Origin of the sequence: Brevundimonas sp., from assembly GCF_052436175.1 — a bacterium.
In the GTDB taxonomy this organism is placed as follows: domain Bacteria; phylum Pseudomonadota; class Alphaproteobacteria; order Caulobacterales; family Caulobacteraceae; genus Brevundimonas.
The window spans coordinates 1-9,193 of record NZ_JBQVNM010000085.1 but is presented as its reverse complement, the minus strand read 5'-3'; the positions used below and the strand labels follow the sequence as shown (position 1 = coordinate 9,193).

Here is a 9,193-nt window from a genome sequence, read left to right as displayed (position 1 = left end):
GTGCAGGGCGATGTCTCGGTTCAGCTCGACGCCGAAGCCGGGCGCGTCCGGAACCTTGAGGCGGCCGTTCACGGGCACGGGCTCGCCGATCAGCTGGGGATGGAACATGGGCACGACCTCGTCGGCGCCGGGGGCCATCATCAGGAACTCCGCGAACGGGCTGTTATGGCGCGTAACGACGAAGTGGTAGCTGTAGACCGACGAGCCGTGCGGGATCATCAGCACCCCCTTGGCGTCGGCCATGGCGGAAATCTTGATCAGCTCGGTCACGCCGCCGCACCAGCCCACGTCCGGCTGGATGATGTCGCAGCATTCCATTTCCAGCAGCATGCGGAAGCCCCAGCGGGTGGCCTCGTGCTCGCCGGTGGTGACCAGCATCCCCTTGGGGGCGGCCTTCTTCAGCGCCTGATAGCCCCAGTAGTCGTCGGGGCTGAGGGCCTCCTCGATCCACTTCAGACCCAGCTTGTGCGCCTCGTGCGCCAGCCGGACAGCATAGTTCAGGTCCAGCGCCATCCAGCAGTCGAACATCAGCCAGAAGTCGTCGCCGCAGGCGTTCCGCATGGCTTCAAGTTCTGCGAGGTTCTTGCGCAGACCCTCCTCGCCCTCGGCGGGGCCATGGTGCAGCGGCATCTTGCCGCCGATGAAGCCGAGTTCCCGGGCCTTATCGGGACGCGCGCCGGTGGCGTAGAAGGTCAGTTCGTCGCGAACCGGGCCGCCCAGCATGGCGAAGACCGGCTCCTGACGTAACCGACCCAGCAGGTCCCACAAGGCCAGATCGACGCCCGAGATGGCGTTCACCACCAGACCCTTGCGGCCATAGTATTGGGTCGAAAAATACATCTGGTCCCAGATCTTCTCGACCTCGGACGGATCGCGCCCTTCCAGGAAGCGGGCCAGATGTTTCTCGACGATGTAGGCGGCCGGTTCGCCGCCGGTCGTGACTGCGAAACCCACGACGCCGTTCTCGGCCTCGATCTCGACGACCAGCGTGCCCAACACATTGATGCCGAAGCTGCGGCGGCTCTGGCGATACTCAGGGTATCTCGCCATCGGGGTGGCGATGTGGTCGTCGATCCAGTGGCCATCGCCCTGATCGTGATAGTCGGCGCCGCCCCCGGTTCCGTCGTTCTTCACGACGAAGGCGCGCACAGCCTTGATCTTCGGCAGCCGGCTCATGCTGCCGCCAAACCCTGACGACCGGCTCCCATAATGCGGGATTTCACTGGCGTTTCTCCGTGCGACCCGTCAAACTCGACCCATTCGGAATGGTCGGCTTGCGTGTTTTGCTACATTCTGGGAATGAGGATTACGAGATGGGACGAATGGCGTCAATCAAGTCTGCAACGATCGACAGTGAAGGCGTCGAGGAGGCGGGAGGCAAGGCCTCCGGCAGCCAGACCCTTTTGCGCGGCCTCGACGTCATCGACGCCCTGATCGACGGCTCCCTGCCTCTGGCCGAACTGTCGGAGAAGCTGGACCTGACCCGCAGCACCACCCACCGCCTGGCTTCGGCTCTTGTGGAGCGGCGTCTGCTGTCGTTCCGCCCGCGCGAAGGCTATTCCCTGGGTCCGAAACTGCTGGAGCTCGGTCATGCCGCCAGCCAGCAGATGCATCTGCCGCGCGTCGCTCGGCCACACCTGGAACAGCTGTCGGCCGCCACCGAAGACACGGTCCATCTCGGCGTTCTGGACGGCCGCCACGCTCTCTATCTCGACAAGGTGCCGGGTCGTCGCCGCATCAACATCGGCTCGCGCCTGGGGGAACGGCATCCGATCGCCTCCACCGGCCTGGGCAAGGCGCTGATCCTCGACAAGTCCGAGCCCGAATGGACGGACTTCTACGCGACCGAGGGCACGCCCTTCGATTCGACCGCCCGCGCCGTCTGGCTGGAGCGAATGCGCGGCTATGCGCAGAAGGGCTACGCCTTCGACCTGGAGGAGAACGAGGACCAGATCCGCTGCGTCGCCGCCCCCGTGCGCGGCGTGGACGGCAAGATCGTCGCCGCCCTCAGCGTCTCCTCGGCCGCCCAATACATGTCCGACGCCCGCATGGCGGAGCTGACAAAGACGGTCACCGACGCCGCCAACGCCATCAGCACCGATCTGGGCTGGGCGCCGAAACCCTGAACCGAACACACCGCCGGAGCCCCCATGCTGCTTGAAGACAAGGTCGTCCTGATCACGGGCGCATCGCGGGGCATCGGCAGGGCGACGGCGATCGAGGCCGCTCGGCAGGGCGCCCACGTGGCGATCAACACCTACCATGACGCCGACGAGGCCGCCGCCGTGGTGGCCGAGGTCGAGACCCTGGGTCGCCGCGCCATCGCCGTGGACGGCGACGTGGCCCAGCCTGAAAGCGCCACGGCCTTCGTCGAGGTCGCCGTCGGGGCCCTCGGCCGGGTGGACGTCTTCGTCTCCAACGCCGGCATCTGTCCTTTCCACGCCTTCCTCGACATGCCGGTCGAGACCCTGCGCCGGACGATGGAGGTCAATCTGCACGGGGCCTACTTCATGGTCCAGGCGGCGGCCAACCAGATGGTCAGACAGGGTGACGGCGGCTCGATCGTCGCCATCTCCTCGATCTCGGCTCTGGTCGGGGGCGAGATGCAGACCCACTACACCCCGACCAAGGCGGGGGTGCACAGTCTGATGCAGTCCTGCGCTGTGGCGCTGGGCAAGCACGGCATCCGCTGCAACTCGGTCCTGCCGGGAACGGTTGCCACCGACATCAACAGGGACGACCTGGCCGACCCCGAGAAGCGCCGATACATGGAGGGCCGTATCCCGCTCGGGCGTCTCGGCCGTCCCGAGGACATCGCCTCGGTCGTCGCCTTCCTCGCCTCGGACATGGCGGGCTACATGTCGGGCGCGGCGCTTCTCGTTGATGGCGGCGCCTTCGCCAACTTCCAGTAGGCCAGGGGGCGTCGCGTGATCATCTCCGCCCCGACCGACTATCGCGAGGCCGCGCGTCGGCGGCTGCCGCCCTTCCTGTTTCACTATATCGACGGCGGCGCCTACGCCGAGCGGACCCTGCGCCGCAATGTCGAGGACTTCGCCGACATCGCCCTGCGTCAGCGCGTGCTGGGCGGGGTGGGCGAGGTCGATCTGACCACCCGCCTGTTCGACGAGACGTTGAACCTGCCCGTCGTCCTCGCCCCCGTCGGCCTGACCGGCATGTATGCGCGGCGGGGCGAAGTCCAGGCGGCGCGGGCGGCGGCTTCGCGTGGCGTCCCCTTCACCCTGTCCACCGTCTCCGTCTGTCCGATCAGCGAGGTGGCCCCGGCCATCGACCGGCCCATGTGGTTCCAGCTCTATGTCCTGCGCGACCGGGGCTTCATGAAGGACGCCCTGGAGCGGGCGAAGGCGGCGGGGGTCAGGACGCTGGTCTTCACCGTGGACATGCCCGTCCCCGGCGCCCGCTATCGCGACGCCCATTCCGGCATGAGCGGCCCCAACGCCGAAATCCGCCGCATGATCCAGGCCATGACCCACCCGCTCTGGGCCTGGGACGTCGGCCTGCGCGGCACGCCCCACGACCTCGGCAATGTCTCGGCCTATCGCGGCCGGGCGACCGGACTGGCCGACTATATCGGCTGGCTAGCCGATAATTTCGATCCCTCGATCTCGTGGAAGGACCTTCAGTGGATCCGCGATTTCTGGGACGGCCCCATGATCATAAAGGGCATTCTCGATCCCGAGGACGCCCGGGACGCCGTCCGCTTCGGCGCCGACGGTGTCGTCGTATCCAACCACGGCGGGCGTCAGCTGGACGGAGTGCTGTCCTCGGCCCGGGCCCTGCCGGCCATCGCCGAGGCGGTGAAGGGCGAACTGACCATCCTGGCCGATTCCGGGATCCGCAACGGTCTCGACGTGGTGCGCGCCATCGCCCTCGGCGCCGACGCCGTCATGATCGGCCGGGCCTTCGTCTACGCCCTGGCTGCGGGGGGCGAGGCGGGCGTGGCCAACCTTCTGGACCTGTTCGCGAGGGAAATGCGGGTCGCCATGACCCTGACGGGGGCGAAGCGGATCGCCGATCTGGGCCCATCGTCGCTGGCTTCGGAGCGTCAGCTGTGATGAACTTCGGCAAATGATCCCCGTCCGATCAACGGATTAGGTCATTCTCGACACGCTCAAGCCGCATCGCCTGGCCCAGATGTCAGGATGAGGCCCGGTCTTTGACATCATCGCCTCCGCGCCGATCCGACTCTACGGACTCTCCCGACTCCGTTTTTAGAATCTGGAAACTCAGGGGGCCGTCGCGGATGCCGGCGCCTCCCTCGCGGCTGATCCAGTCGGCGTCAGGGTCTGGATGCTGGCGTCTGTCGCCGGCGGCGCGGGCTGGCGGGTCAGGCGGACGCCTTTCAGGAACAGCTTCAGAGCCTCCCAATGGATGGCCGCCACCACCTTCAGCGTCATCAGCGGGATCGACAATGCGGCGCGCAGCAGCGCCCGGTCCGTCAGGGGCTCGCGGTCGCCCGATAGCCCGGCGGTGATCAACACCCCCTCGGCGTCCGAGCCGATGACGGTCAGATCGACCATCTCGCCCGGCGCATGGCCCCGGAACTGATAGTCCATCGCCATGTCCATGAAGGGTGACACGTATAGGGCCTTCCTCGCCCCCTGACGGATCAGGCCACGCGCCCCGTCCTTGGACTCCACCGGCAGGACATAGGAATGGCGGATGCCGAAGGTCGAGGTCACCTCATAGACCATGGCGGCCAGCCGCTGGTCCGGCCCGAAACAGTAGTAGGTGCTGATCGGGTTGAAAACGAAGCCCAGCACGCGCGGCATGGTCAACAGGCGGATGGCGCCGTCGCCGATCTCCACCCCCGCCTTCGCTAGCAGGCCCGTGATGCGGGTTCTCAGCGGGGTCTCGCCGTCGCCATGGTCGCGATCGTGGAAGCTCAGCAGATTGAACCGGTTGCGCGAGAACCGGCGCAGCCGCCGGTCCAGATCGTCGATCTCGTCGAGATCGAGCAGCAGCCAGAAGACGCGATAGTCCAGCCGATGGACCTTCGGCCGCCGGCGCGTATGGCTCACCCCGCCCCGATAGAGGGCTGAGGCCCATCCATCCGCCTGCGAGGTCACGGCGCGGTTTCGAGCACGGCCGGCGCGGGATCGCCGAGAGGGATGCGACCGCTCTCGTTCGGCACGGACCAGGGACGACGCACGCCGCCGAGCTGCTCCGCCACGGCCAGGCCGGCCTGCAGCCCGTCCTCGTGGAAGCCCGCACCGAAGTGGGCGCCGCAGAACCAGACCCCGCCGCGCCCTTGCAGGCTCCAAAGCTCCGACTGGGCGGCCAGGGCGCCGGCGTTGAAGATCGGGTGTTCGTAGGTCTCGCTGTGCAACAGGGTGTCGGGCGCCGGCGGGCGCGGCGGGTTGAGGGTCACGAACAGGTCCGTGCCCGGCAGGCCCTGGAGCTTGTTCATCCAGTAGGTCACGCACAGGCCGTCGTCCGAGCCGATATAGTTCCAGCTCGACCAGGCGCCTCGCCGCTTCGGCATCAGGCTGGCATCGGTGTGCAGCACCGTCATGTTGCGGCTGTAGCGGAAGGCGCCCAGAACGCGCCGTTCCTCGGCCGTAGGCTGTTCCAGCATGGCCAGGGCCTGATCGCCGTGGGCGCCGATCACCACCTGATCGAACCGCTCAGAGGCGCCCGAGCGGTCGGTGACGATGACCCCGTCGTCCGTCCGGCGGATGGAGACCACCTCGCGGCCCAGCCGGGCGCGGTCGGCGATCCGCAGGGCCAGGGCCTCCACATAGACCCGGCTGCCCCCGACGACGGTGCGCCAGATCGGCCGGTTCGTCAGCCTCAGCAGGCCGTGATTGTCGCAGAAGCGGATGAAGGCGCGCGCCGGATAGTCGAGCAGGGTCGACGCCGGCGAGGACCAGATGGCGGCGGCCATGGGCAGAAGGTGGTCGTCGCGGAAGGCGTCGCTGTAGCCCTCCCGCTTCAGATAGCCGCCGAGCGTGAGATGCGGATCCGTCAGCCCGGCGAGGTCTCGCGGCGCGTTCCGATAGAAGCGCAGCACCTCCGCCAGCATGGACCAGAAGCGCGGGCGGACGATGTTGCGAAGTTGGGCGAACAGGGCGGGCGCCGCATACTCGAAATCGCCCCGGTCCATGGACACGGCGAACGACATATCCGTCGCCCGGCTCTCGATCTTCAGGTGGTCGAACAGGGCGACCAGATTGGGATAGGTCACGTCGTTGAAGACGATGAAGCCGGTGTCCACCGCGATGTCGCCCGTCGGGGTCCGCGCCGTGACGGTGTTGGAATGGCCCCCCAGCCGGTCCGCCTTCTCGTAGACCGTGACCTCATGCCGCGAGGCCAGAAGCCAGGCGCAGGACAGGGCCGAGACGCCCGAGCCGATGACGGCGATCTTCTGGCGGCGGTCGGCGGGAAGGGCGGTCATTCGGGCTCCAGCGGTCGTCGAGACCGGGGGCGGTCCTGTCCTGCTCTACGCGAGAATAACGATCATGGATGACGAATGATCCGAACCGCGCAATGGTCCGTAGTGGGGGCGATGTATGAAGCGGTGCGATCCTTTGAGCCTTCGACAGACGCGCGTCCCGCGCGGACCCGATCCTCGTGGGAACGCGATCGCGTGAGCGAGGATGCGCCCAACTACGACCGCCTGATCGAGGCCGTGGCGCTGCGCCGCGACCGCGAGGCGTTCGCCCAGCTGTTCTCGCATTTCGCCCCGCGGCTGAAGGCCTATCTGATGAAGGCGGGCGCGAGCCCCGGCGCGGCCGAGGAGTTCGCCCAGGATGCCCTGCTGACAGTGTGGCGCAAGGCCGACCTGTTCGATTCGAGGAAGGCCGGCGCCGCCGCCTGGATCTTCACCATCGCCCGCAATCGGCGGCTGGATGTCCTGCGCAAGGACGCCCGCGCCCCCCGGCTGCAGGAGGTCGATCTGGCGCCCGCCGAACCCGACCAGCCGGATCATCTGCTGGCCGCCGGCCAGGATGCGGACAGGGTCCGCGCCGCCCTGTCCTGTCTGGACGCCGGCCAGATCGAGGCCGTCAAACTGGCCTTTTTCGAGGACTTCGCCCATTCCGAAGTCGCCAACCGTCTGGGACTGCCGCTGGGCACGGTGAAGTCCCGCATCCGCATGGCGCTGATGAAGCTGCGTCGCGAGCTCGATCCGTCGGGCGAAGGAGAACCGAGTTGAACGTGCGTCACGATCCCTCCCATGAACGCCTGCTGGCCTATGCGGCCGGCACGCTGAGCCCGCCCGAAGCCGTGGTGGTCTCGGCGCATCTGGCCCTGCGTCCGGAGAACGCCGCCTGGGTGCGCGACCTGCAGGCCGTGGGCGGAGAGCTGCTGGATACGCTCGATCCGGCGCCGATGGAGGAACAGGCCCTGGCCCGCGCCCTGGCCCGGGTCGAGGTCGATGGAGGAGAGGTCGAGGCCGAGCCGGCGCTGAACGACATGCCCGAACTGCCGGTGCCCCTGCGTCGCTATCCGCTCGGACCCTGGCGCTGGGTCGGGCCGGGCATGCGGACGCGCGACGTCCTGGCGCCCCGGGACGGCGATACGCGGGTGATCCTGCTGAAGATCAACTCGGGCATGAAGACGCCGAAGCATACCCATGGCGGGGTCGAACTGACCTGTGTGATCGAAGGCGCCTACGCCACCGACGAGGCCCGCTTCGACGTCGGCGATTTCGAGGAGGCCGATCCCGAGGTGCTGCACCAGCCTCGGGTCGTGTCCGACCGGCCCTGCCTGTGCGTGGTGGCCCTGGACGGCCAGATCAAGCTGGACGGCTGGCTGGGTCCTTTGTTCCAGCCGCTCGCGCGGCTCTAAGCCGCGTCAGACGACGAAAGGTAGAGCGATGAAGGCCGCCGCCGCGGCGATCACGCCGAGCGTCACGGCGCGGATGTGGTGATGCAGGAAGGCGAGAACGTCTCCGGTCATGTCCCTTAGACGTCAGCCCGCACGGCTCGCCTCAAAAAAAGCCCGACAGGCTCTGGTTAGGGCAGGCGGCGGCCGAGGGGATAGGCGATGATGAGCACCAGCGGCTCGTCGCCGAGCTGTTTGATGCCCACGTCGGCGCCCTCATAGAGATAGGCGGCGGTCTCCGGCCCCATGACCTCGGTTCGTCCGTCCGACGCCACCTCGCCCCGGCCCGAGACGACATAATAGACCTCGTCGTGGGTCAGGACATGCAGGCCGATCGAGGCGCCGGGGTGCAGAATCCGCTTGCGGAACTCGAAGTTCCGTCCCGGCGCCGCGTCCGACAGACGGAAGGCCGTGGAGGCACCGACCCCGTCATGAGGCGGCGGGTTCTGTTCGACACGGACCTCCGCCTCGCGCACCACGACCATTGGCCGGGCCGGTTCGACGGCGGCCGTCTGGATCAGCAGGGCGGCGAGGGCGGAGGCCAGCATCGGGATCAGCTCCAGCTGTAGGCGGTCTTGGTCTGGGTGTAGAACTCGAAGGCCGCGAAGCCCTGTTCACGTGCGCCGTAGCTGGACGACTTCGTGCCGCCGAACGGGACGTGATAGTCGACCCCGGCGGTGGGCAGGTTGACCATGGTCATGCCCGCCCTGGCCCGGCGCTGGAAGTCGCGCGCGTGCTTGAGGCTGGTGGTGACGATGCCGGCGGCCAGGCCGAACTCGGTGTCGTTGGCGACGTGCAGGGCTTCCTCATAGTCCTTGACGCGGATCGTCGAGGCGACAGGGCCGAAGACTTCCTCGGTGTTGATGCGCATTGACGGGGACGTGTCGGCGATCAGGGTCGGCTGGACGTACCAGCCGGGGGTGTCCAGCTGGGGCCGGTCGCCGCCGGTGACCAGACGACCGCCGTCCTCGCGGGCGATCTGGATGTATTTGTAGCTGGTCTCCATCTGGGCCTCGGAGACCGCCGGGCCGATCTGGGTGTTGGGATCCAGGGCGTTGCCCACGCGCAGGGCCGCGACCTTCTCGGCCAGGGCCGCGACGAATTTGTCGTGGATGCCGTCGGTGACGATCAGGCGGCTGGAGGCCGTGCAGCGCTGGCCGGTGGCGAAGTAGGAGCCGTCCAGTGCCACCATGACGGCGCGCTCGATGTCGGCGTCGTCCAGCACGATCAGCGGGTTCTTGCCGCCCATCTCCAGCTGGACGCGGGCCTGGCGTTTCGCCGCGCCGGTCAGGACGCCGTGACCGACGCTCTGGGATCCGGTGAAGCTGATGCCCGCCACGTCTGGGTG

Annotated in this window: 10 protein-coding genes; 5 read left to right on the top strand and 5 right to left on the bottom strand. The window is 67.8% G+C overall.

The genetic code is table 11. The features are described 5' to 3' along the window. The coding region (gene rhmD, locus ACT6QK_RS14005) for an L-rhamnonate dehydratase (protein WP_444598439.1) at window positions 1-1,176 on the bottom strand (1,176 nt) is incomplete at its 3' end. A gap of 146 nt (window positions 1,177-1,322) precedes the next feature. Here rhmD and ACT6QK_RS14000 point away from each other — a divergent pair. Genes ACT6QK_RS14000 through lldD form a run of 3 tightly spaced genes read left to right on the top strand, consistent with a single transcriptional unit; the run spans window position 1,323 to window position 4,073 of the window. Then, entirely contained in the window at window positions 1,323-2,126 is an 804-nt protein-coding gene (locus ACT6QK_RS14000) for an IclR family transcriptional regulator (RefSeq protein WP_444598438.1), read from the top strand. Window positions 2,127-2,150: 24 nt separating this feature from the next. Beyond that, window positions 2,151-2,912 carry an SDR family NAD(P)-dependent oxidoreductase gene (locus ACT6QK_RS13995; RefSeq protein WP_444598437.1) on the top strand — a complete coding sequence of 254 codons (762 nt, stop codon included), beginning with the start codon at window positions 2,151-2,153 and terminating at the stop codon, window positions 2,910-2,912. Window positions 2,913-2,927: 15 nt separating this feature from the next. Then, a complete protein-coding gene (gene lldD, locus ACT6QK_RS13990; RefSeq protein ID WP_444598436.1) occupies window positions 2,928-4,073 on the top strand; it encodes an FMN-dependent L-lactate dehydrogenase LldD in 1,146 nt (381 codons plus the stop codon). Window positions 4,074-4,244: 171 nt separating this feature from the next. Here the strand turns inward: lldD and ACT6QK_RS13985 are convergent, their stop codons facing one another. Both ACT6QK_RS13985 and ACT6QK_RS13980 read right to left on the bottom strand, forming a co-directional pair. Next, window positions 4,245-5,087 (bottom strand): DUF1365 domain-containing protein, encoded by an 843-nt coding sequence (locus ACT6QK_RS13985; protein ID WP_444598435.1) that lies wholly within the window; start codon window positions 5,085-5,087, stop codon window positions 4,245-4,247. Next, entirely contained in the window at window positions 5,084-6,415 is a 1,332-nt protein-coding gene (locus ACT6QK_RS13980) for an NAD(P)/FAD-dependent oxidoreductase (protein WP_444598434.1), read from the bottom strand. Before ACT6QK_RS13980 ends, ACT6QK_RS13985 begins: the two co-directional genes overlap by 4 nt. A gap of 192 nt (window positions 6,416-6,607) precedes the next feature. On the opposite strand from ACT6QK_RS13980, the gene ACT6QK_RS13975 reads away from it, so the two are divergent. Together ACT6QK_RS13975 and chrR are read left to right on the top strand one after the other, a co-directional pair. Next, window positions 6,608-7,174 (top strand): sigma-70 family RNA polymerase sigma factor, encoded by a 567-nt coding sequence (locus ACT6QK_RS13975; RefSeq protein ID WP_444598433.1) that lies wholly within the window; start codon window positions 6,608-6,610, stop codon window positions 7,172-7,174. After that, complete coding sequence (chrR, locus tag ACT6QK_RS13970; RefSeq protein WP_444598432.1) at window positions 7,171-7,809, top strand: cadmium/peroxide/UV radiation responsive anti-sigma factor ChrR; 639 nt, start codon at window positions 7,171-7,173, stop codon at window positions 7,807-7,809. The genes ACT6QK_RS13975 and chrR overlap by 4 nt, the downstream gene beginning before the upstream one ends. A gap of 167 nt (window positions 7,810-7,976) precedes the next feature. On the opposite strand, the gene ACT6QK_RS13965 is transcribed toward chrR, so the two are convergent. Both ACT6QK_RS13965 and ACT6QK_RS13960 read right to left on the bottom strand, forming a co-directional pair. Continuing rightward, the gene (locus tag ACT6QK_RS13965; RefSeq protein ID WP_444598431.1) at window positions 7,977-8,393 is read right to left on the bottom strand and encodes a cupin domain-containing protein; all 417 of its coding nucleotides are present in this window, start codon (window positions 8,391-8,393) and stop codon (window positions 7,977-7,979) included. Window positions 8,394-8,398: 5 nt separating this feature from the next. Beyond that, window positions 8,399-9,193 (bottom strand): aldehyde dehydrogenase family protein (locus tag ACT6QK_RS13960; RefSeq protein WP_444598430.1); only part of this gene is annotated, 795 nt, incomplete at its 5' end.